The sequence below is a fragment of the Halomonas sp. AOP43-A1-21 genome (assembly GCF_052376775.1).
GTDB lineage: Bacteria > Pseudomonadota > Gammaproteobacteria > Pseudomonadales > Halomonadaceae > Vreelandella > Vreelandella colorata.
Map to the genome: position 1 here is coordinate 1 of NZ_JBQSWC010000023.1, position 21,861 is coordinate 21,861.

23 protein-coding genes are annotated in these 21,861 nt (G+C 52.0%); 9 read left to right on the top strand and 14 right to left on the bottom strand.

From position 1 onward, the window contains the following. From ACT3R7_RS13350 to ACT3R7_RS13365, 4 genes are all read right to left on the bottom strand, one after another. A complete protein-coding gene (locus ACT3R7_RS13350) occupies positions 1 to 744 on the bottom strand; it encodes a class I SAM-dependent DNA methyltransferase (protein WP_441675022.1) in 744 nt (247 codons plus the stop codon). Positions 745 to 849: 105 nt separating this feature from the next. Next, positions 850 to 1,038 carry a YrhK family protein gene (locus ACT3R7_RS13355; protein ID WP_192539693.1) on the bottom strand — a complete coding sequence of 63 codons (189 nt, stop codon included), beginning with the start codon at positions 1,036 to 1,038 and terminating at the stop codon, positions 850 to 852. Beyond that, positions 1,038 to 1,490 carry a carboxymuconolactone decarboxylase family protein gene (locus ACT3R7_RS13360; protein WP_193092843.1) on the bottom strand — a complete coding sequence of 151 codons (453 nt, stop codon included), beginning with the start codon at positions 1,488 to 1,490 and terminating at the stop codon, positions 1,038 to 1,040. Before ACT3R7_RS13360 ends, ACT3R7_RS13355 begins: the two co-directional genes overlap by 1 nt. 51 nt (positions 1,491 to 1,541) lie before the next feature. Further along, the gene (locus ACT3R7_RS13365) at positions 1,542 to 2,345 is read right to left on the bottom strand and encodes a helix-turn-helix domain-containing protein (RefSeq protein WP_441675024.1); all 804 of its coding nucleotides are present in this window, start codon (positions 2,343 to 2,345) and stop codon (positions 1,542 to 1,544) included. Between the two features lie 152 nt (positions 2,346 to 2,497). On the opposite strand from ACT3R7_RS13365, the gene ACT3R7_RS13370 reads away from it, so the two are divergent. Next, on the top strand, positions 2,498 to 2,920 hold the full coding sequence (locus ACT3R7_RS13370; RefSeq protein WP_193092841.1) for an MAPEG family protein: 423 nt from the start codon (positions 2,498 to 2,500) through the stop codon (positions 2,918 to 2,920). Positions 2,921 to 2,946: 26 nt separating this feature from the next. On the opposite strand, the gene ACT3R7_RS13375 is transcribed toward ACT3R7_RS13370, so the two are convergent. After that, the gene (locus ACT3R7_RS13375) at positions 2,947 to 3,930 is read right to left on the bottom strand and encodes a GlxA family transcriptional regulator (protein ID WP_193092840.1); all 984 of its coding nucleotides are present in this window, start codon (positions 3,928 to 3,930) and stop codon (positions 2,947 to 2,949) included. Next, on the bottom strand, positions 3,905 to 4,471 hold the full coding sequence (locus ACT3R7_RS13380; protein WP_193092839.1) for an isochorismatase family protein: 567 nt from the start codon (positions 4,469 to 4,471) through the stop codon (positions 3,905 to 3,907). Before ACT3R7_RS13380 ends, ACT3R7_RS13375 begins: the two co-directional genes overlap by 26 nt. A gap of 186 nt (positions 4,472 to 4,657) precedes the next feature. Between ACT3R7_RS13380 and ACT3R7_RS13385 the strand changes: the two genes are divergently transcribed. Further along, positions 4,658 to 4,975 (top strand): antibiotic biosynthesis monooxygenase family protein, encoded by a 318-nt coding sequence (locus ACT3R7_RS13385; RefSeq protein WP_193092838.1) that lies wholly within the window; start codon positions 4,658 to 4,660, stop codon positions 4,973 to 4,975. A 38-nt stretch (positions 4,976 to 5,013) separates the two neighbouring features. Here the strand turns inward: ACT3R7_RS13385 and ACT3R7_RS13390 are convergent, their stop codons facing one another. Next, positions 5,014 to 5,619: a YqaA family protein gene (locus ACT3R7_RS13390; protein WP_226940285.1), complete on the bottom strand. Its 606-nt coding sequence runs from the start codon at positions 5,617 to 5,619 to the stop codon at positions 5,014 to 5,016. Positions 5,620 to 5,628: 9 nt separating this feature from the next. Further along, entirely contained in the window at positions 5,629 to 6,444 is an 816-nt protein-coding gene (locus tag ACT3R7_RS13395; RefSeq protein WP_192539686.1) for a DUF1206 domain-containing protein, read from the bottom strand. 166 nt (positions 6,445 to 6,610) lie between these two features. On the opposite strand from ACT3R7_RS13395, the gene ACT3R7_RS13400 reads away from it, so the two are divergent. After that, the gene (locus ACT3R7_RS13400; RefSeq protein ID WP_193092837.1) at positions 6,611 to 7,453 is read left to right on the top strand and encodes an AraC family transcriptional regulator; all 843 of its coding nucleotides are present in this window, start codon (positions 6,611 to 6,613) and stop codon (positions 7,451 to 7,453) included. Here the strand turns inward: ACT3R7_RS13400 and ACT3R7_RS13405 are convergent. Continuing rightward, positions 7,442 to 8,035, bottom strand: a complete 594-nt coding sequence (locus ACT3R7_RS13405) for a LysE family translocator (RefSeq protein WP_193092836.1) — start codon at positions 8,033 to 8,035, stop codon at positions 7,442 to 7,444. The two genes, ACT3R7_RS13400 and ACT3R7_RS13405, sit on opposite strands and share 12 nt — an antisense overlap. Positions 8,036 to 8,210: 175 nt before the next feature. On the opposite strand from ACT3R7_RS13405, the gene ACT3R7_RS13410 reads away from it, so the two are divergent. Then, entirely contained in the window at positions 8,211 to 9,074 is an 864-nt protein-coding gene (locus ACT3R7_RS13410; RefSeq protein ID WP_192537819.1) for a bifunctional transcriptional activator/DNA repair enzyme AdaA, read from the top strand. A 33-nt stretch (positions 9,075 to 9,107) separates the two neighbouring features. Beyond that, the gene (locus tag ACT3R7_RS13415) at positions 9,108 to 9,623 is read left to right on the top strand and encodes an O-acetyl-ADP-ribose deacetylase (protein ID WP_192537820.1); all 516 of its coding nucleotides are present in this window, start codon (positions 9,108 to 9,110) and stop codon (positions 9,621 to 9,623) included. 7 nt (positions 9,624 to 9,630) lie between these two features. Here the strand turns inward: ACT3R7_RS13415 and ACT3R7_RS13420 are convergent, their stop codons facing one another. Continuing rightward, a complete protein-coding gene (locus ACT3R7_RS13420) occupies positions 9,631 to 10,551 on the bottom strand; it encodes a glutaminase (protein ID WP_193092834.1) in 921 nt (306 codons plus the stop codon). A gap of 578 nt (positions 10,552 to 11,129) precedes the next feature. Between ACT3R7_RS13420 and ACT3R7_RS13425 the strand changes: the two genes are divergently transcribed. The 3 genes from ACT3R7_RS13425 to ACT3R7_RS13435 all read left to right on the top strand — a co-directional run bounded on the left by ACT3R7_RS13425 (position 11,130) and on the right by ACT3R7_RS13435 (position 16,626). Further along, on the top strand, positions 11,130 to 13,343 hold the full coding sequence (locus tag ACT3R7_RS13425; protein ID WP_226940284.1) for a S8 family serine peptidase: 2,214 nt from the start codon (positions 11,130 to 11,132) through the stop codon (positions 13,341 to 13,343). Positions 13,344 to 13,571: 228 nt separating this feature from the next. Beyond that, positions 13,572 to 14,948: a cytochrome P450 gene (locus tag ACT3R7_RS13430; protein ID WP_441675026.1), complete on the top strand. Its 1,377-nt coding sequence runs from the start codon at positions 13,572 to 13,574 to the stop codon at positions 14,946 to 14,948. 229 nt (positions 14,949 to 15,177) lie between these two features. Next, positions 15,178 to 16,626, top strand: a complete 1,449-nt coding sequence (locus ACT3R7_RS13435; RefSeq protein ID WP_193092131.1) for a cobyric acid synthase — start codon at positions 15,178 to 15,180, stop codon at positions 16,624 to 16,626. Between the two features lie 5 nt (positions 16,627 to 16,631). Here the strand turns inward: ACT3R7_RS13435 and ACT3R7_RS13440 are convergent, their stop codons facing one another. After that, positions 16,632 to 17,024, bottom strand: a complete 393-nt coding sequence (locus ACT3R7_RS13440) for a RidA family protein (RefSeq protein ID WP_193092130.1) — start codon at positions 17,022 to 17,024, stop codon at positions 16,632 to 16,634. 111 nt (positions 17,025 to 17,135) lie between these two features. Here ACT3R7_RS13440 and ACT3R7_RS13445 point away from each other — a divergent pair, with 111 nt between their 5' ends. Then, positions 17,136 to 17,699, top strand: coding sequence for a hypothetical protein (locus tag ACT3R7_RS13445; protein WP_193092129.1), 564 nt, complete (start codon positions 17,136 to 17,138; stop codon positions 17,697 to 17,699). A gap of 30 nt (positions 17,700 to 17,729) precedes the next feature. On the opposite strand, the gene ACT3R7_RS13450 is transcribed toward ACT3R7_RS13445, so the two are convergent. From ACT3R7_RS13450 to ACT3R7_RS13460, 3 genes are all read right to left on the bottom strand, one after another. Continuing rightward, positions 17,730 to 18,911, bottom strand: coding sequence for a vWA domain-containing protein (locus tag ACT3R7_RS13450; RefSeq protein ID WP_193092128.1), 1,182 nt, complete (start codon positions 18,909 to 18,911; stop codon positions 17,730 to 17,732). A gap of 3 nt (positions 18,912 to 18,914) precedes the next feature. After that, positions 18,915 to 19,769, bottom strand: coding sequence for an AAA family ATPase (locus ACT3R7_RS13455; protein ID WP_193092127.1), 855 nt, complete (start codon positions 19,767 to 19,769; stop codon positions 18,915 to 18,917). 100 nt (positions 19,770 to 19,869) lie between these two features. Beyond that, the gene (locus tag ACT3R7_RS13460) at positions 19,870 to 21,852 is read right to left on the bottom strand and encodes a sigma-54-dependent Fis family transcriptional regulator (protein ID WP_193092136.1); all 1,983 of its coding nucleotides are present in this window, start codon (positions 21,850 to 21,852) and stop codon (positions 19,870 to 19,872) included. Positions 21,853 to 21,861 lie beyond the last annotated feature (9 nt).

A 21,861-nucleotide genomic window follows, 5' to 3' on the forward strand; every position in this document is an offset into this window, starting at 1 on the left:
CTAGGCTTTTACGCAGACAAAAATAGCGTTCCCCGAGGTAGTGCTCCACGGCGTGATAGCTTCAAAGTTGTGCTCGAACACATGAACTTCAAAGTAAGGCTCAAGCAGGCTGATTAACTCGGCAAAGCTAACCGCGACCATGGGATGTTCGTCATTCCATATTTGGGTGTCGCGTGCATTGGTTTTTTCAATGCTGAGCTTGAGAGCCTGTTTTTCGCCGCTACCGCTGTAATACCACCCCGAGCGAAATGTGAATGCATCGTCGGCTTTTTTAGCGGTGTGTTTCACAAACAGATCGTTATCGATTTTATGTTTATCGACTGCGTTAAAGCAGAAAACCCCGCCGCGTTTTAAGGCGCTATGCGCACTTGAAATACACGCCTTGAGCTTTTCAATCCCGTCGCTGTAGTGAATCGAATACAGGAAGCAGGTAATCAGATCCTGCGGCTCGTTTACCTGAAAGCTACCCATATCCTGGCATGTAAACTGGGCTTCGGGGCAGCGCGTGGTGGCGATATCCAGCATGGGCTGGTTGATATCCAGGCCGCTACTCAGGTAGCCATGATCAATAAAATGACGAACGTGGGGGCCGGTGCCGCAGGCAAGATCAAGATGAGCATTGCCGCCGTTACCGAAAATTTGATGAAGCCTGCGAACCGCGTCACTTTGCGCCGGGTAGTCGATGTCCTCGCACATTAAATCGTAATAGCCAGAAAGATCGGTATAGAGTGCATTAAAGGACATGGCGGCCTGGGTAGCTTGGAATTGAGGGTGGCGCATAGTAAACGAGTGGGGTGGGTTTGAGAAGTAACGCGCCCTATTGGCTAGGCGCGTTATATGTGAGCGAGGTTACTGCCCGCTTTTTATGTTTATGAAATAGATAATAAACATAATTAGTGACCCCACCACAAAGCACCAGACACCGATGGTTGCGTAGGTTGCAAAGGTGGGTAGAAACATAAAGCTGCCAAAGAAAAAGCACAGGCTGGAGAAAATGCCCAGTAGGTTAGGCAGCTGTTGACGCAGCGTCATTACCATCAGCTTATCTCCGGTGTGAACTGAAAGCTCACTGCTATGCGGTTCCAGCTGTTGATCTCCAGAATAACGCTGGTGAGTTCCATCAGGCCTTGTTCGCCAAACGCGGTGACGGCGTTTTGATAATCATCATCGCTGACCATTGCCTGGCTGATGAGGGTAAGAGCTTCTGCCCAGGCAAGCGCAGCACGCTCTTCAGCAGAAAAGCAGGGCGCTTCTCGCCAGGCGGGCAATACATCCAGACGCGCCTGGCGCTCGCCATCATCGCGCGCCTCTTGGCTGTGCATATGCTGACAGTAACAGCAGTGATTAATTTGTGAGACGCGTAGGTGAACCAAATGAATTATCGTTTGATTAATGACTGAATCAGCCTCGACCTTGCCCAAGGCAATAAGATGCTTCGGCAGGCGAGGGCATAGACTATAAACGGCTTCAGGTGATAGGCGTTGCAGCATGGAAATGCTCCGGTTAATAAGTTGAAATACGAGCTTAAAACCGGAAGACTTCTACGCCTTGTAAATTTGCGACAATTTACGCTTTCGATAGGCCGCTGGGGTTTCATAGGTGAATTTATGAAAGGCATGAGAAAAATGCGCTTGGTCGAAGTAGCCGCACTGTAGGGCTATCTCCGCAAGGGGAAGGTGGCTAGTGGTTAACAGCTGTCGGGCATTATACATCCGTGCATAGCTCACTAAATGGCCGGGTGAAACGCCTACTTCCTGCTTTAATTTGCGCTCCAGCGTGCGCCGAGTAAATCCCAGGTTGGCCATTAGCTGCTGCAAAGGCAGTTGCAGCCGGCTAATTTCGTAAGCCAGGTTTTGAGTGCGGCTATTGCTGGGCGATTGGCATTCCAGCCGGCTCATCAGCCAAGCCTCTAACAGGGCAAGCCCTTCTACTGTATTAACCTGGTACAGGCGTTCGACAACCGGCATCAGGCTATCCAGCCATGGCGGTTTATCATCAATGCCTAGTGAATGATGGATATCTGAAAACTGCTGTGGCTCCAGGCCCAATAGAGCGTAGGCGCCTGCCGCCTTGAATCGAATGCTTAAGCGAGTTTCTGACGGATTAAACGTTTCAAGCAGGGTGCTTTTATTAAAGCAAAACGTGATGGTTGGCTGGGAACTGGCAAGTCTGATCGTAAGGCTGGAACCGGCATCAGGGTAAAGTTTTTCGGTTCTAGGTGGAACAACACTGCCTTGCCCGGCCATTGACCAAAGACATTGTACCCATGGGCGAAGACGCGGGTCAGGCAGGCGCTGTTGTAAATTCAAACAGGTGGCGTTGCTGGGCAATATAAATAGGGCCATGGCGTCACCCCTTTGTCGTTGATGAACGGGCCTCATCGCATGACCAGTATTAAACCGCAAACACATGGGCTCGGAAAGTGGCTATGCTTGAGCAGTGAGGCTTTCACTACGCAATCATGCGTTAACCTGGATTGAATATTACCGGAGGCATTATGGATGAGGCCGTTTATTGGTATGCGCTAGCGACGGTGCTGCTGTTTGCGAAGATGTTTGCCACGTCGTTATATCAAGGCTTTCACCGCATCACGAAAATGACCTTTAAAACGCCGGAGGATGCGGCAATGGCGGGCAAGTCGCCTGCGCAAGAGGAGTTGCCGCAGGTACAAAAGGCCAGCAAAGCCTGGTCGAATGATCTTGAGAACATTCCCATTTTTCTGGGGCTGGGCGCAGCTTACGTTCTGGTGGGCGCCTCTTCAGGGCTTACCATGTGGCTCTTCATGCTATTTACCGCTTCGCGCTACTGCCATACGCTGTGTTATCTGAACTCGCTACAGCCTTGGCGAACGATTTCCTATGGTGTGGGGATCCTGTGCATGATCGTCATGTGCATTCAAATCCTGGTTACGCTGTTCTAGCCATTGGCGCTGCTGCTATAGGCGAATTAAATCGGTAGGGATCGCTGGGAGCGGCGCCATGCGCTTGGCGGCATACTTTCCTGGCGCGACCAGGTTCTGCGCAGCTGGCGCTCGTCACCAAACCCGGATTCAGCGGCAATACGGGCGAGTGTCCAGGTGGTTTCGGTCATTAACGCTTTGGCGCGCTGAAGTCTTAAACCCACGATGTAATCGCCTACCAGCATGCCGGTGAGATGTTTAAACCGTCGTCGAAAGTGACGTTCGCTCATGGCGGCTTGTGCGGCGAGCGTTTCCATCCGCCAGGGTTGTGAGGGGGCCGCACAAAGAGAGTCTTGCACCCGGTGAATTCGTTCATCCACGTGGTTGCGCCCCTCAAGCCAGGCGCCCAGTTGGGGTTCCTGCCCGCTGCGGCGAAGGTAAAGCACCATCTCCCGGGCAACGCTCAGGGCCAACTGATGGCCGCATGTGCGGGTAAGCCAGTAGAGCATGGTATCCACGCCGGTCGAGATACCCGCACTGGTTAAATAGTGCCCGTCTTCGATAAAGATGCAGTCGCGCTGTACCTTGGCCAGAGGCGCGTTAGCACGTAGCTGGTCAAGCAGCGTGTGGTGCGTGGTGCAGCATCGCCCGTTCAACAGGCCCGTTTCAGCAAGCAGCAGGGTGCCTGAACAAACTGTCATCAGCGTATCGGCATGCTGGGCATTCGCTTTGAGCCAGCCGACACAGGTTTGCTGTACCAATGGCTCAATGCTGTTGCGATACTGCCCTGGGATTAGAAGCAAATGCTGATGGGGTAGCTGCTCTGGCAGTGGGTCTATGCCACTAAGCGATAGCGGCCCGAGCCATTGCAAGGCGTCCTGCGGGCCGATATAGCGTACGTCAATCTCGATTGACAGGCGGCATGCGCATTGCAGTACCTGAAGCGGACCAATCAAATCGAGCGGCACTTGCCCTGGCATCATCAATACTGCAATTCGTAACGGTTCACTCACGCTGGGTTTGCCACTCATTGATTAAATCCAAGGTGCTGACGATACGCGCAAAGCGCTCTTCAAGTACCAGCTCCGTGCGTGCCTTGATATCTTCCGCCGACCAGGTGATGCCTTGGCGCGTCATGGGGAAGGTCAGCGTTGCATCGCTGACGAAATCGACGCTAAAGCCCAGGTCTGACCCAACCCGCGCCGTTGTTTCACAGCACTGTTCGGTTCGAATGCCGCTAATCACGAGATGGGTAATCCCGCGTTCACGCAGCCAGCTTTCAAGTGACGTATCGCTAAAGGCGTTATGGACACGTTTGTTAAACGTGATCGCCACCGCATCGTTAAAATCTTCAAGCGGACAAACCAGGCCCTGTTCCGGGTCAAATGCGCCTTGGCTGCCGGGCGCTTCATGCAGTATTCGCACCACGGGGATCTGATGGGCCTTGGCTGCGTTTAATAGGGCGCGCTGGTTTGGCCGCCACGCTTCAGCTAGCGATTCTACCCAATACTCACGCGCGGGAAAGGAAGATTGCACGTCGATCATGAGTAGCGCGGTGTTTAAGAGTGACATGGTAGGCCTCAGTTGCATGAAAGTGAGGCCATAGCGTAGAGGGTTCAGGTAGTGCTAACGATACGCTCAGCGGTCATGAAGCGGACAATATCGGACATTGATGCAAACTAGATTATTGCGCTAGACAAGGCTCATCAAGCCATTAAGATACGTGTACCGATATAGCTTTAGCCCAAGAGAGATTCCATGCCCCTTATCGCTACTACCCCTGAGCCGCCTTACTACGCAGTGATTTTTACCTCTGTGCGTACGGATATCGAAGATGGCTACGATGACATGGCGGTACGCATGGTGGAGCTGGCCGCCCAGCAGCCAGGGTTTCTAGGCGTGGAATCGGCACGCAATGAGGTGGGAGTCACCGTTTCCTATTGGGCGGATCTGGACTCGATAAAAGCGTGGAAGGCACATGCCGAGCATAAAGAAGCGCAACGGCTTGGCCATCAGCAGTGGTATCAGCATTTTAAAACCCGGATTGCCAAAGTGGAGCGGGATTACGGCATATAGCAATATGCCGCTTATTTAATCTCCCTATTCCCGCCTATCTACATCACCAAGCTGGCTAATGCTTGTAGGCCCAGTACAAACAACAGCACTATCACACCGCCTACCAGGCTGGTTAGTAACGCGTGGCGCTTCCAAAGCACCAGCACACTATGGCCAAAGCGATAAACCAGCCAGGCTAGCCCATAGTAACGAAGACCGCGGGCAATGAATGCGGCCAGCACGAACAGCAATATCGGATAGCCTGAAAGCCCAGCGGTGATCATGGCCACTTGAAAGGGAATCGGCACAATACCGATAACTAAAATTGCCGCAAAGCCGTACTGATTGAAAAACGTTTGGAAGGCTTGGTAGCTCTCCTGCATGCCCATGAATTCGATAAACCAGTTGCCTATTGATTGGAATAGCAACATGCCTACGCCATAACCCACCAGCGAGGCGATCAGACAACCCGCTGTGGTAACCGTCGCCAGCAGCCAAATACGCTGCCTGTTAGCCGCCATCAGAGGGATGAGTATTAGCTCAAGGGGAATGGGCAGGATGATGGTTTCTAGAAAGGAAAGCGTGCCGAGTAGCCATAGCATATTCTTTGAGCCGTTAATGCGCTCGAACCACGCTTTAGTGCTTTTTGAGATAATAGCTATCATGGCTCAGGTCTACATCGCCGGGTTGATGCGGCGATAAATAGACGCCAATACACTATAGGCGCCAAACGCGAATAGCCCTATAGCGACAAAAACCAATAACCACTGGCCATAGGCCTGGCTTCGCAGCGTACTGAATACCTCTTCTGTGCCGCCTGCTTCGCTAGGGCTTATCTGATAGGCAGCGATAAGAAAGAAGCTGCCGACAATAATAAATACCAGACCACGAATCGCTAGGCCAAAACGGCAAACCGGGTAAGCCCAGCGCTGGGTTTGATGCGGCATGTCGAAGTTTTTGTCGAATTTAGCTTTTAAGCCCTTGAGGCCATGGGCTATGCCCGCACCAATAATGACGAGCCCTACAGCACCTACCAGCCAGCGTCCAAAAGGCTGTTGCAGCAACCAACTGACGATGCCCTCAGATCCACCTGAATCACCAGAAGAGCCACCCAGGCGAAAGATCAGGCTAGCAGCGTAGAAGGCCAGCAGTGTATGAGTGACGGCACTGACCATTAAGCCTGTTCGAATGGCGAGCCCTTTCGCATTTGTGCCGTGATGATCAGCATCTTTAACCGCCTGGATGGTGCGCCACATCGCGTAGCCAATAAGGCCCAGGGCTATGATCGCCAGCATAATCTTGCCAAAAGGCGCGGTTAATACGCTTTCCAGAGCGCCCCGGCTGCCTTCGGTCTGGCCACCTTCGCCCAGTGCTGCAAGCGCGGCAAGGCCGCCGACCAGCAAATAGACAACGCCGCGAGCCGCGTAACCCATACGGGCAAACAGAGTAATAGCATCCCGATGATCACGTACAGGTGTTCGCTTGGCCATGGTGTCCTCCTGACTGAATGGCTTAATTCAATATCCGTATTAATGCGGCTGTCCATACTGGGCCGATCGCATGTTATTGTCTAGCGTGAGTAATGAGGTAGCTGATATCTAGGTGTTAACGGCCATTTGTTATTCATCATTTCACTTATTGGCTTGGATATAACCTATGCCCCCGCGCTCTTCTTCATTAGCGGCCCCTGTTTTTTGGCGTGACCCTGGGATGCCGCATATTGAGCTTCGCAAAATCAGCGATGCCCGCCAGGTATGTTATGCGCCGCATAGCCATACTCATTGGTCGTTTGGGGCAGTCACCGCCGGTAAAAGTACTTTTCGCTATCGCGATTCGTTTTATCAAATTAGCGCGGGCGATTTAGTGTTAATGAACCCACATTGGGTGCATGCATGTAATCCAATTGAAAATGAGCCTTGGGCTTATCTGATGCTGTATGTGGATACCCTCTGGCTTACCGACTTGCGTTATCAGGCAGGGCTGCTGGCTTCATCCCACTGGGAGGATATTGAAACGGCGGTGATATCGCAGCCAAGGTTCTATCACGCTTACCGGGCGATGGCCGCTTGTCTGCTGGATAATCAGCGCAGCTCGCTTGAGAAGCAAACGGTAGTAGTCGATTATTTGCTGGAAGTATTGCAGTGGCTTTCCCGAAAGCCCCATCAGCCCCTCCAAAAAGCGCCAAATGAGCTTTTGGCAGTAGCCGCGTATCTGAATGCACATGCAACAGAAGAGTTATCTCTAATGGATCTTTGCAACTTCTCTGGGTATAGCGCTGGGCATCTTATTCGTACGTTTAAGCAACACTTTGGTTTAACGCCCCATGCGTATCTGGTTAACCGGCGAATCCAGCTAGGCCAGCGTGAGCTCAAGCTCGGCAAGCCCATCGTTGAAACCGCCTTGAAGGTAGGCTTTAACGACCAGCCCCATTTTCAAAGAACCTTCAAGCAGTTGGTTGCAGCTACTCCCAACCAGTATCGACACTCGCTAAGTGAATAATAAATATAGGCAGCTTATCGCCAATAACACTGCGAGCAGCCGATTAATGGCGACTAGTAGCCGGGGCGTTTGAATATAGCGCTTTAAAAAAGCACCCGCATAAACCCAGCTTGCAAGCGATAGCCAACAAATGGGTAGGTACAGCGCGGCGAACATAGAAATTTGTGTCAGGTCATTACCGCTTGTATAAGCGCCAATACCTGAGACAGAGGCAATCCATGCTTTAGGGTTTAGCCACTGCATAAGCGCGCCCGTCATAAATCCAGGCGGTTTGGGCGTTGTTTGCTCAGGCAGCATGCCGTCATCCATTGCTAACTTAATACTTAGATAAAGCAAAAATGCTATCCCTGCCCACCGGAGTAGCTCTTCAAGTAAAGGCACTGTGGTAAGCAAAGAGTAAAGACCAGCGCCAACGCCTATAAACAACGCTATAAAGCCCAGCGTGGCGCCGGTCACAAAGATTAACCCTTTAGCGATAGGGTAGTGCGTACCGCTACTTAGGCATACCAGATTCACCGGGCCAGGAGAAATAGACGCGGCAAGGGCAAAGGCTGACATGGGTAGTAATAGTGAAGCGCTCATGATGATCCTCCAAAACAGTAAGAGGAGTGTGCGATAACGTGAGGGCGGCGTATTGTATAAAATTGATATGCGCAAGATTCGGGTCGGCAGGCGGGCATAAAGCGCTTACGCTAGAACGTACTTTTATCTAAGTATTTAGATAAAAGTACATGGGTATCAATCTGAGGAACCGGCAATGGATGATTACGCGCGTATCGAAAAGGCGATGGCCTACATGGTGGAGCGAGCCAAACTGCAGCCCAGCCTGGATGAGGTTGCCGCCCATGTCCATTTAAGCGCCTATCATTTTCAGCGTCTGTTCTGCCGCTATGCCGGTATTTCGCCCAAGCGCTTTTTGCAGGCCCTAACCTTGGAGCGAGGTAAGCAGCTATTAAAAGAACCCCGCGCGTTACTTGATGTGGCTCACGAGCTTGGCCTAAGCGGGGGTTCGCGGCTGTACGATCACTTTGTGCAGCTGGAAGCGGTGACGCCTGGGGAGCATAAACGCCAGGGGGAGGGCGTGCATATCGAGTACGGCGTGCATGCAACGCCTCTGGGTAGCGTGCTGGTAGCAGTCACCCCACGCGGCATTTGCCGCATGGGTTTTGTGGATGCCACCAGTGCCGATGAACTGCTGGCGCGGCTTGCTAAGGAGTGGCCGCGAAGCACGCTCGATCATCGTCCTGAGGCGACGGCGTATGTGGTTGAAGCATTGTTTGCAACGTCTAAAGCTAAGCCCGGTACGCTATCGCTTCACGTGACCGGCACCAATTTCCAGGTGGCCGTATGGCGAGCGTTACTTACTATTCCGGAAGGCCAGCTGGCAAGCTATACGCATATTGCTCAGGCGCTGGGCATGCCTAAATCGTCGCGAGCTGTGGGCAATGCGGTGGGGGCCAACCCGATTGCGCTGTGGATTCCCTGCCACCGGGTGATTCAACAAAGCGGGGCGTTGGGAGGCTATCGTTGGGGCATCGCTAAAAAGCAAATGGTGCAAGCCTGGGAGCTTGCACAGCTAACGGCTCAAACATCTGAAGCAGAACCTGTCGCTATCTACTAACTTTCCACCTAATCGTTAACATGGAGGTTGTAAATGAACATCACCGTTATTCAAGCTGATATCACCACGCTAGATGTTGATGCCATCGTCAACGCTGCCAATACCTCGCTTTTGGGCGGTGGTGGCGTGGATGGCGCCATTCACCGTGCCGCAGGGCCTGAACTACTGAAAGTTTGCCGAACGCTGGGTGGATGCCCAACCGGCGATGCAAAGCTGACCAAGGGCTTTAAGCTACCGGCGCGCTACGTAATTCATACTGTTGGCCCGGTATGGCATGGTGGAACGCGCGGTGAAGCTGAGCTGTTGGCATCGTGCTATCAACGCTCCTTGGCACTAGCTGAATCGGTCAGTGCGCGCTCGGTAGCATTTCCAAGTATCAGCACAGGTGTATACCGTTATCCTATTGAAGAAGCTGCACGGATTGCTGTCTCTACTGTGGGCGAGGCACTACAACAGGGTTCGACCGTTGAGGCGGTTACGTTCTGCTGCTTTTCTGCCAAAGATTTAGCCGTGTATGAAGCGTGTCTTAGCCAATTAAAACCCCAATAGGCTAGGCTCAATGGCCAAACACCGACCAACCGGTACGCTGAACAAACATTTCAAGCGCTTTGGTGCCCAGCAGGCTATTGCCGTAGTCGTCCAGGCCCGGTGACCAGACGGCAATTGAGCCTTGGCCTGGGGCGATCGCCAGAATGCCGCCGCCAACGCCACTTTTACCCGGCAGCCCGACGCGGAAAGCGAATTCGCCGGATGCATCGTAATGCCCGCACATCATCATCAGCGAATTGATACGCCGTGCCCGTTGCGGAGAAACCACACGAATAGTGCTGGGCTGGTTGACGCCATCGGAGGCCAGGAAAAGCCCTGCATGAGCAAGCTGTTCACAGCTCATGGCGATGGCGCATTGGTGGAAATAGGTGCCCAGGATTTTATCAACGTCATGGCGCAGGCGACCAAAGGCTTTCATGAAGTGAGCAAGAGAGGCATTGCGATCGCGATGGGCCATTTCAGAAGCGGCAACCACATGGTCAAAGCAAATGCTTTCATCGTCAGCAATATAGCGTACGAAGCTTAGCAGCTCGGCAAGCGTCTCTTTGGGCTCATGGCCCATCATAATGGCATCGACCACGGCAATGGCGCCGGCATTGATAAACGGATTGCGTGGTTTGCCGCCTTCATGCTCAAGCTGCACGATAGAGTTAAACGGATCACCAGATGGCTCACGACCTACATTGGACCAGAGCGCATCACCCATTTTCCCCAGTGCAATCGTCAGCGTAAACACCTTCGAGATACTCTGAATTGAGAAGGGGGTAGTGGCGCAACCGGCTGAGTAACGCTCGCCTTTTACGGTAGCAAGCGAAATGGCAAATTGTTTGGGGTCTACGTGAGCAAGCTCGGGAATATAGTCTGCAACCTTACCCCGTTCTGTTTCGGCAGCCATCGCCTCAGCGATCTCGTTGAGTAAATCTTGCATTTATAGCCGTTGATATCAGGTAAGAGAAGCCTGCCACCGTAACCGAAAAAGGAGGGAATGTCTGCCTGCTAAAGGGCATGAGAGCTCGGGAGTGTGATGCATGTTGCCAGGCAAGTGATGGACTTCTTTTAAATTTCATAGCTACTTTTTGGTATTACAGAATTGTTAAGAATATTTTTATTCAGATACTTGGGTAACTATATATTCATTTATTTGTGAAATAAGCCATATAAATCGTATGATACGTTGTAAGTGTAACGAAAAGTAAAGCATTATTTTGTATGTGCTAATATAAAAAATGCTCTTAAAATATTGTTATTTATAGTTATATGTCATAAATAACTAATGCCTTTGCGTTTGTAGTAAAAGGTATGTTGCTAGTGAAAAGTATTATCAATTCCAACGATAGGGTTGAACTCTAATAATTTGCTTTAAACGTTAAATTTTGTTAAATGTAAACTTAGGTTGCTGACTGTAAGAAGTTATTGTTTAATGCTTGCGCATTCTCCCCGATGTCCTAACATATTAGCGAGTGTTAATTAAAATGACTCTGAAAGACTTCTTTCGGGTACCTACTCATGGGTAACCGAAATCCTCTTGTGCTGGCCATTGGAATGGCGCTAGGAACCATTTCTTTAACAGGTTGTAGCTCCGGCGGTGGTAGTAGCGATAGTGGCGTAGACCCTACACAAGGTGTTCATAACGCAACTCCCAGCCTTGCTCCCAGCAACTTATCTTCCGGTACTATTTCCTTTAATGAGGAAAGCTCTACATCACCAGCAGAAATACGCTTGGCGGTAGTTGATAGCGCTTTTGATATCAATAGCATACCTAATAACCACCTGGTGATTGATACGCTTAATATTCATACCAATACTCGTGACGTAAGTGGTGGTAATGAATGGCATGGCAACGCGGTGGCTTCGACGATTACAAGCGGCGCGTTAGGTAGTGCTCGACTTGATCTGATTAAGATTGAGCAAGATGGTGTAAACCGTAGCAGTGCGATTAACTACGCCATTGGTGAGGCCGCTTTGCGTGGTGCCCGCGTCATTAACGCCAGTTTTTCTCAGCGCTTACAGGCCAGTGACCCGCGCCTTTCCTTTAATGGTGTCACCACTCAGCAATCTTTTGCTCAAGTCGTTAATGCCAATGAAGGCAAGGGGGCTGTCTATGTCGTCAGTGCGGGTAATGAAGGTTTGGCTATCAATACAGCAGGCCGTCCTCTTTACGATAGCCAGCCAGCACTTTATGACATGACGCTGATTGCCGTTGGCACCACCAAAGATGGCAATATTCATCCATCTAGCTCATTCCCCGGTGATGATCAGCGGCTGCAGGAGCGGGCTATCGCCACCGATTATGTGTATCGGCAGGTAGGTGCCCAGGGTACGTCGTTTTCTGCTGCGCGCATTTCTGAATATGCAGCAGGTATCTTAGCGCGCTGGCCGCACATGAATGCTCAGCAGGCTAGTCAGCGGCTACTTGAAACGGCAAGCAAGGAAAGTATGCTGTTCGGGAAAAGTGATTGTGGCAGCAACGCTACTACTAACTGTGGCACTTATTATCTTGGCCAAGGTATCGCCAATATCGATGCGGCGTTAGCGCCGGAAGGTAAGTTGGTGGTTGCCCAAAGTGAGCAGGTGGCCGCAGGCGGTGAGCTAGCTGAGCGTTCTGATATTCTCTTATCTAGCGCTTTTGGTAACTCCTTCATTGAAGCGGGTACGTTGGATAACGTTACCGCGTTTGATAGTTTGGGCCGGGATTATCAGATTGATTTGGGCGCGCGTGCCCAGCCACGAACCCGCCGGGCAACCCAGCTTCGTGGGCAGATGGAGCAGCTCTCCACGTATTCGGCTGCGTCGCTGCAAACGGAGTCGGTGAGCATGGGGCCTTATCGCTTTACCTCCAGTGTTAATGGAGCCGGTGATTTGCTCAGCAGCCGGTTCGATGGCGCTATAGGCAACGCCTACTTAAGCGCTTTCAACTTTTCGGGTGCCCAGGCAAGCCCAATGAGTGCTTACGCCGAATCGGGAATTATGCCGATGATCTCTTTTCAAGGTGGGTCTGCATTGACTCAGTCGCTTGAAAGCGTCAATGGCGTAAAAGCCCATTACGGGTTAGGCGATAGCGTGAGCCTTATTGCCACGCACTGGACGGGCAATGAGTTGGACGCGGGGATCGATAGCGATTATCGAGCTAACCGCTCTGACGTTGGCTTTGAGTGGCAGCTAGCGCCTGCGTTAAGCATGACGACTCAGGTAGGCCGCTTAGAAGAGTCCAATGGCCTGTTGGGCGCCAGTGGGTCGGGTGCATTGGGTTTGGGCGATCATAACGAAATGACCTTTGCCGGTGTAGCCGTCCAAGCGGCACTGGGTAACGGGTTTAGTACGTTTGCTGAATTTGAACAAGGTCGAGGAAATGCCCAGGGCAGCGGACTATTGACCCACATCCGCGACGTTCATACGCAAAAGGCAGCGCTAGGATTGCAATGGCAGAACGAAAACGAGCGGGCAGCGTTTTCACTGCATCAACCGCTGCGTATCGAAAGCGGTATTGCCACCCTGGATGTGCCCGTAGGACGCACGCTTGATGGCAGCGTTATTCGTGAAGACCGAGAAGCCTCACTTTCGCCATCGGGTCGTCAGGTGGACATTGAGTTTGGCTACTCGTTTTCTCCCCAGCCCAACAAACAATGGCAATTCAACTTACTCCATACCCTAGAGCCAGATCACATTGCCGGTGCTCCTTCCGATACGGCGGCCATGATTAGTTATTCTGCTTTATTGTAAAAATTAACGTTATAGATCCGATTATTAGCCGGCAGAAATGCCGGTTTTTTTAGTTCATTTCACTTTGAAAAAAAATCTAAAATTTTTAATTCTTCCAACGATTTTTTTTACATAGCTCAATCTCTTAACAAATATTGGCAAGTTGTTAGCTTTTAAGAGCGAAACTTGCACTGTGTTAAGCGGCATCTAGACTTAGCTCTTAATGAAGTTGTTAAAGGGAGAGGGCTAGTGGTAAAGGAAACCGTCACTGATTCACTACCTACCGCATCATTTAGCGAGACGCTATCGTTCTTGTTTAAGGTAATGGCCCCTAATATTGCTAAGGGAGTGATCGTTCGCCGTCCAGGCGTTGTCCATTTTGCTGAGCGTTGGGCGCTGGATAAACGCTCCGTAAAACAGGTGCAGGCGTTCAGCAATAAATATGGCAAAGGCCCGCTACTTTTTAAAACACCTTTCAAACCCATGGCACTGGTATTAGACCCAGACGATGCCAATCGGGTGATGGAGGAAACGCCCGAACCGTTCGCAACGGCAGAAACTGCAAAACAGAGCGCGCTTTCCCACTTTGAACCGGATATGGCGTTGATCTCGCACGGAAAGGCCCGCAAAGAGCGGCGACGTCTAAATGATGACGTATTACAAAGCGGCTGCCCGATGCACCGCTTTTCTGCGCATTTTACCCAGGTGGCTGAGGAGGAGGTGGACGCGCTCCTAAAGACCGTTTACCACCATAATCATCAGTTGGATTGGCCATTATTTTTTGATGCCTGGAATCGTATCGTACGCCGCGTGGTGCTCGGTGACGCTGCCCGGGATGATTACCCGCTCACCCAGGAACTGATTCAACTGCGTAAGGCAGCTAACTGGGGTTTTATGCGCCCCAAGCGTAAACGTCTACGGCAAAAATTTCATGACCGTTTAGCGCATTATGTAGAGCAAGCTGAACCCAATAGCTTGGCGGCGAAACTATCGGGTTACGCGCCTCAAGGCCAGGCGAAGCCGTTGGATCAGATGCCCCAGTGGCTGTTTGCTTTTGAGCCTGCCGGCATGGCGACGTTTCGAGCGCTGGCGTTAATTTGTGCTCATCCAGCCCAAGCGGAACGGGCCCAGGCGGAGGCTAATCAAAAATCGCAGCCTCAATCCGATAACCCCGTCTTAAAAGCCTGTGTGCTGGAAGCCTTGCGGCTCTGGCCAACAACGCCTCTTATCTTGCGCGAAACAACCGAGCGGACATGCTGGTCACAAGGTGAAATGCCGACGAATACTACGCTGCTTATTCATGCACCGTATTTTCATCGGGACGATCGCCAGTTGGAAATGGCTAACCGCTTTGCGCCCGATATTTGGCTAGACCCAGAGCAGTTTAAACACTGGCCACTGTTACCCTTTAGCGGAGGTCCTGGTATTTGCCCTGGAAGACATATAGTGCTGCTGGTGACCAGTGCTGTATTGGCTGCCCTGATTAAAAATCATCGGTTCAGCCTAGATCCGCCGGACAGACTGAAGGAGGATGAGCCAATGCCCGCGCTATTGAGCAATTTCCATCTCTGCTTTCGCGTTAAACACGTGGACTCTATAACAACCCAGGAAGACTCTGCATTATAAAGATATGGTTATATAGACATTGTCATCAATACCTTGCTGTCAAGGCGCTGTTATCACAACAGCATTTTAATCGTTCATCTCGCTGTCGGTAGCGGCAAGAATGGCAAGTGGTTGCCAAAGGTTTATGACCTAGCCCGGCCTGCTTCTTCATGCATGTGCATTGCATCCTTGCATGGCGCTCGCTAAAGTTCCGTCTTCTTTGAGTTTACGAATGCACGGAGCAGGGCGCATGGCCACCTTAATGATCCAAGGCACCACCTCAGATGCGGGCAAAAGCACGGTGGTTGCAGGGCTATGCCGCGCTTTAAAACGTCGTGGCATCTCCGTTGCTCCTTTTAAACCTCAAAATATGGCGCTAAATAGTGCTGTAACCGAAGACGGCGGGGAAATCGGCCGTTCTACTGCTTTGCAGGCGCAAGCGGCAGGCGTTGCTCCGCATAGCGATATGAACCCTGTGCTGCTCAAGCCTGAAACCGACCGTGGCGCCCAGGTTATTTTGCGCGGCAAGGTCTACGGGCACATGGACGCGCTGGATTATCATGCCTTCAAACAGACCGCCAAAGAGAGCGTAATGGCGGCCTGGCAAGCGCTTGAACGCCGCTTTGATGTGATTATTGCCGAAGGGGCAGGCAGTCCTGCTGAAATTAATCTACGCAAGGGCGATATTGCCAATATGGGGTTTGCTGAAGCGGCCGATTGCCCTGTACTGCTGGTCGGTGATATTGACCGAGGGGGCGTATTTGCTCAGCTAGTCGGCACGCTTGAATTACTCAGTCAAAGCGAGCAGACCCGCACGCGGGGTTTTATTGTTAATCGTTTTCGTGGCGATATTGGCTTACTCAACCCAGGCCTTGAATGGTTGACCCAGCGGACAGGTAAACCCGTGTTCGGCACTTTGCCCTATCTGCAGGGGTTATTGCTGGATGCCGAAGATAGCGTTGGCTTAATTCAAAAAACCGCGCAGACAGCGCCATTAAAAATCATCGTGCCAGCCTTGCCGCGTATTAGTAACCATACTGATTTTGACCCGCTGCGCCTTCACCCTCAGGTGGCGCTAGCGTTTATTGGCCCGGACCAACCGATTCCGCCTGCCGATGTAATTATTTTACCGGGCAGCAAAAGTACCGCCAGCGATTTGGCGTGGCTTAAACGCCAGGGTTGGGAGTCGGCGATTCAACGTCATCTTCGTTACGGCGGCAAGCTGCTGGGTATCTGTGGCGGCTTTCAAATGCTGGGGCAATGGGTAGACGATGCAGCCGGTCTTGAAGGCGAGCCGGGGCACGTACCGGGTCTAGGTTTATTGCCGCTTACCACGCAAATGGTGCCAGGCAAGCAGCTGCGTAACGTAAGCGGCGTTTTGATAGTCGGTGGTGCTGCCGTGACCGGTTATGAGATTCATAACGGGGTAAGCGATGGGGCGGCGCTAGCAAACCCGCTATTTGAGCTAAATGGTCGGATGGAAGGGGCGGTCAGTCAGGACGAGCAAATAATGGGCACGTATCTGCATGGTCTGTTTGATCACCCAGAAGCTTGCCAAGCGCTTTTAGAGCGCTTGGGGCTGGTGCACGCCGAACCGGTTGATTACCTGGCTCATCGCGAGCGGGAATTGGATCGCTTGGCGGATTTGCTGGAGGCGCATTTGGATATGGATGCCATTTTAGGGCTTATTCAATCCTGAGATGTTTAGCCACGGCTGGCACGCTTAGCCATCAAGGTAATTTCAAGATGACTATCGCCGCAGATAGAGGGCGACTCAGTGCACGTGCGGGCCGGGTAGCAACCTGGCTCGAAGAATTCGGCATAAATAGTGTTCATCGCGCTGAGGTCTTTTAAATCAGCCAAATGGATGTCAACACGCACCACATCCGCTAAGCTGCCTTCTTCTTGGTTCAGCATGCGTTCAAGCTCGCGCATTACCAGACGCGTTTCTTTCTTGATATCGCCTTTGGCAGCGTGGCCGTTAGAAAGGTCGGCAACGGTCAGACCTGAGATAAACACATAGTGATCATCAATCACCATGTGACTTCCCGGAAAATCTGGCTTGGGTAGCGTAGGGTCGTTGATAAACTGTGGCATTTATCCTCCATAGGGCAACAAAAGTGCTCAATTTTGTGACTATTCGTATCCCGATCAGTTCACATGCATTAACGTAGCTAATACGGTTAGCAACAGCTTAAAGAGAGCGTAATGAAGGTAGTTCAGATTAAAGACGCAGGGCAGCGAGATGCCTGTTTAGCGCGGTTATGCGCTGAAGTATATGGTCAGCAGGCAGGGTTAACGCCGCTGGTGGTATTTACTGGTACGCGTAACGTCCTGTTTACCCAGGAGATCGCGCGTTTAGTGGCGGGCGTTGATGGTGCCGGTAAGCCGTTAGCGCTAGCGTTATTGGTACTGGATGAAGCGGGTGAAGGCATGACGATTACCCACGCCTGTGAGCTGGAGTCGGCTGGCGCCAAACAGCGTCTAATCAGCGAGCTGTCACTTAAAGCTCCGCTGCGAGTTGAGGTTGATAGTGCCGAGCAGGAAGCCATGTATCAAGCGAGCGGCATCAAGCGCTGGTTTGATGGGCAGGATAACAAGCGTATCGGCTTGAGTGCTCGTCATCCGGTCAGCGATCCAGGTGAGCTAGCTGCCACGGTCGCGCTGGATGAGGCGTTGATTCTGCGGCGCTTCAAGCACGATGCCAAAGCGTTTGAAAGCGCCAAGCAGGACTTTCTAAACGGTTTAAACCAGTTTCCCGCAACGCTTTAAGAACATGCTTAACCAGTGAGCTGGCCGAGGCTACTTTTTGGCCAGCTCGCGCATCGCGCTTTCCAGCCCTTCCAGCGTCATGGGGTACATACGGTCTGTGATAATTTCACGGATTAATTGCGTGGAGTATGTGTACTCCCAGACACGGGGCGGCATAGGATTAAGCCACGCCAAGTGGGGGAACGTCTCGCAGACGCGTTTAAGCCACAGGCCGCCGGACTCTTCATTAAAGTGCTCAACGCTGCCGCCCCGGTGAGTAATCTCATAGGGTGACATGGCCGCATCGCCAACAATGACTACCTGATAATCAGCGCCATAAGTGTGCAGCACATCCATGGTCGGGATGCGCTCGCTGCCGCGCCTTGAATTATGCCGCCATACGCCTTCGTATAGGCAGTTGTGAAAGTAGTAGTGTTCAAGATGCTTGAATTCCGAGCGGGCAGCCGAAAACAGCTCTTCGCAGACACGAATATGGTCATCCATTGAGCCGCCTACATCCAGAAATAGCAGCACTTTAACGGCGTTATGGCGTTCAGGGCGCATCTGGACGTTCAATAAGCCGCCATCTCGGGCCGTTTCGCGGATGGTGCTGTCGACGTCGAACTCTTCTAAAGCGCCCTGGCGAGCAAACTTTCGCAGCCGGCGCAGAGCCATCTTGATATTGCGCGTGCCAAGCTCCAGTGAATCGTCATAGTCGCGAAAACGCCGCTCATCCCATACCTTTGTTGCGCGGCGATGGCGTGAGCCTTCCTGGCCAATGCGAATGCCTTCAGGATTATAGCCATAGGCGCCAAACGGGCTGGTGCCGCCGGTACCAATCCATTTATTACCGCCTGCATGGCGCTCTTTCTGCTCTTTCAGGCGCTTTTTAAAGGTTTCGATCAGCTCTTCCAGGCCACCTAGTGATTTAATCTTGGCTTTCTCTTCTTCAGAAAGCTGTTTCTCGAATTCACGGCGCAGCCAGTCATCTGGAATCAGTGCCTCGATGGCGGCGTCCATGTCTTCAAGGCCTTTAAACCAGGCGGCAAAGGCACGATCAAAACGGTCAAAGTGGCGTTCGTCTTTTACCATTACCGTGCGGGCAACCTGGTAGAACGCTTCCATATCGGCAAATACCACGCCACGTTCAACCACCGCGTGCAGGTCCAATAACTCACGCAGCGAAACAGGCACGCCCGCACGCTTTAAAGTTTCGAACAGACCAATAAACATGGCTTAACGACCTGTGCCTTTCTGACGGCGTAACATAAACGCCAAGCGTTCAAGCAGCTGTGTATCCTGCTCGTTTTTAACCAGCGCGCCGGCCATGGGCGGCAGGGCTTTGGCCGGGTCGCGGTTGTAAAGCGCTTCCTGGGCAATTTCATCGGCCATCAGCAGTTTTAGCCAATCCACTAGTTCTGAGGTCGAAGGCTTTTTCTTTAGGCCAGGGGCATCTCTGAGTTCAAAGAATACGTTTAACGCTTCGCTCACCAGCCGGGGCGCAATATCAGGAAAATGCACATCCACAATCGCCTGCATGGTGTTGCGGTCAGGGAACTCGATGTAGTGGAAAAAGCAGCGGCGAAGAAAAGCATCGGGCAGCTCTTTCTCGTTATTGGACGTAATGATAATGATGGGGCGCTGCTCGGCGCGAATCGTTTCACCGGTCTCATAAACGTGAAACTCCATGCGATCAAGCTCTTGAAGCAGGTCGTTGGGAAACTCGATATCGGCCTTATCGATCTCATCGATCAGTAGTACCAAGCGCTCACCGGCGGTAAAGGCTTCCCATAGTTTGCCGGGCTTGATGTAGTTGGCAACGTTTTCCACGCCCTCAACACCCAGTTGAGAATCGCGCAGGCGACTAACCGCATCGTATTCATAAAGGCCTTGGGCCGCTTTGGTGCTGGATTTGATATGCCAGGTAATCAACCGAGTGCCTAGCGATTCGGCCAGCTCTTCCGCCAGTAGGGTTTTACCGGTGCCCGGCTCGCCTTTGATAAGCAGCGGACGCTCAAGAACTACCGCGGCGTTAACCGCCTGTTTAAGTGCGTCAGTGGCAATGTACGAAGAGGTGGATTCAAACGCCATGGGGGAGCCTCCGCTTGTCGAAAATCGCATTGTCAGAATTTCAAACAAGTGTACGTGAGGGTAAACGTCAAGGCTAATGGACTGTTGTTTCCGCTCTTATTTAGGTGCGCCAATTAGGTGGCACAATCCCTTGGCGTTGCATTTGTCTGTAGACCGTGGGACGCGAAATACCCAGTATCCGGGCGACTGCGCTTACATTCCAGTGGTGATCACGCAGCAGCGAGACTAACTGCTGGCTGGGCTCTGAGCTTTTAGCCTCAGCATGGTGAATAGGCTGGCGGGTAATACGTTGGCTAAGACACTGCTCGGGTAAGTCCTCAACGGTGATCTCGTTATTTTCTGCTGTGGCTAGCGCAAAGGCGAGCGCGTTTTTGAGCTGCCGAATATTACCAGGCCAGGCATAAGCTAAGAGCGCACTAATAGCATCCGCCCTTAGGCGTGGCGTTTCATTTGCCGCTCGCGCGCAGACTAAATCGTTAAATACACGACGAATCACATAAAGTTTATCGGCGCGTTCGCGTAGGGTCGGTAAACTCAGCTGTGCACCATTTAAGCGATAATAAAGGTCTTCTCTAAACTCACCGCGCTCAATCAGCGCTTCGATGTTGCGATGACTTGCTGTAATAACCCGCATATCCACGTGGATTGGGGTGCTGGCTCCTAGAGGCATTACTTCGCGCTCGGATAAAACACGCAGGAGTCGTGTTTGCAGGGACAGCGGCATATCGCCAATCTCATCCAGAAAAAGAGTGCCGCCGTTGGCCTGGGGTATCAGGCCACGCATACCTTTAACACGGCCGCCGGTAAAGGCGCCCGGTTCATAGCCAAACAGTTCACTCTCGATTAGCGATTCAGGAATAGCGGCGCAGTTTACTGCTATAAAAGGCCCTTCTGAGCGGTGTCCGCTATTGTGAAGTGCGCGGGCGACTATTTCTTTACCTGTACCTGTTTCTCCACTAATCAACACGTTAACACTAATTTCGTTGCGTAGCCGCTCGGCCAGTTTTTGTACTTTACGCATGGCGGGATCATCGCCGCCTAAATGAGCTAAAGGTTCAGATAGCGAATTGGTGGGCGCTTGTAAGCGCTCTGCAGTGCGCGGACGGCGCGGTTCTAATAGGCTAATAAAGTAAATGACACTGTCGGCCCGAGCGCGAAACGCGCGCAGCTGGTCATCGACAGCGCTATTAATATTGAGCACATCGGCAATATCACATTCAAATAATTCGCTAAGATGGGTAGTGGATATAGCCGACCAGGGGGGCCAGCGTTGATGATGGTTGGCAAGTAGCTCACGGCCTACTGCATTAGCGGCAATTATCTGGCCGTTCTCCTCAATGGCGATTAAACCGCGCCCGTTAACATGCACAAATTCCCGAGAGGTATCCAAGCGCACCATGAGACAGTCGCGGTAGCGCTGTAAAAAGTAGGCGTCCTCAATCATGCGTGCGTACAGAGTTACCAATGAAAGGCTAAAGTTTTGGCTTTCATGCTGGGTAGGAGAGTGTAAGGCTGAGATATCCAGCACGGCCATCACATTGCCTTGAGGGTCAGTAATGGGAGCTGCCGTACAGGTAAGCGCAATGTGGGAGGCATCGAAATGCTCCTCTCGGTGACAAATAATCGCTTGGCGGTCGTGAAGACAGGTGCCTACTGCGCATGTCCCTGCAAAGCGCTCATCCCAGTCGGCACCTAAATAAAGCCCAGCTTTGCGTAACTGCTGGTCTTGGTCGGTATTGCCTCGAAATTCCACCGTAATACCGCGATGGTCAGTAAGCAGTAGCACGTAGCCTAACGTGGCAATTTGACTATACAGTTGGTCGACCCCGGCTCTGGCTACGTGCAAAAGCTCGTCGACCGACTCTCGGTGTTCAATGAGCGTTTGCTGCGGCACAACTCGTGCTGGGCGCGGTTGAGTAGGGTCTAGCTGGTATTCATTTAGGCAGCGCAGCCAAGAGTTGCGAATGGTCTGTTTGGCCGGTAAATGGGGCTTATCCAACCCGTCGCCGAGCTGAAAAATATGTTCAATGTGTTGGCGCTGGACGGGCTGAAGCCGTGCGGGCAGTGGTGCATTCATCGGCATAGTGTTGCT